This is a genomic window from Cereibacter sediminicola (genome assembly GCF_007668225.1).
GTDB classification, from domain to species: Bacteria; Pseudomonadota; Alphaproteobacteria; order Rhodobacterales; family Rhodobacteraceae; genus Cereibacter_A; species Cereibacter_A azotoformans.
In genome coordinates, this window is record NZ_VDEK01000167.1 from 1 (window position 1) to 415 (window position 415).

The following is a 415-nucleotide window of genomic DNA, read 5'->3' on the forward strand; positions in this document are numbered from 1 at the left end:
CGCAAGCCCTTCCCCGAGCACCTGCCGCGCGAGCGGGTGGTGGTTCCGGCGCCGATCTCCTGCACCCGGCTCGCGGATCGGACCGCATCGCGAAGCTGGGGGAAGACAGTGAGGCGGAAAAGGTGATCTTCCAGTGGACGATCGCCCCGCCGAACGAGACGCTCGATGGGCTCCGCCCGTTCTTGCCTCAAAGCGTCCACTGGACGCTTTGCCGCTTCGCGGACCGGCGCGAACTGCCGCGGCAGTGGAAGGTGATCCAGACGGTTCGGGAGAAGTTTACTTGCCGGGCCTGCGAGAGTGAGGGCGTGCCCGCCACTGGTTCGAGGGCCGCCCGAACCAGCCAAGCGCCGGCGCCATTCCACCCGATCCCGCGCGGCTGGGCCGGCCCGAGCCTGCTGGCCATGATCGTCTTCGA

At 68.9% G+C, this 415-nt stretch carries 1 pseudogene; it reads left to right on the forward strand.

The features are described 5' to 3' along the window. Window positions 1-415 (forward strand): annotated as a pseudogene (locus FG154_RS22080) (hypothetical protein); the annotation flags it as partial.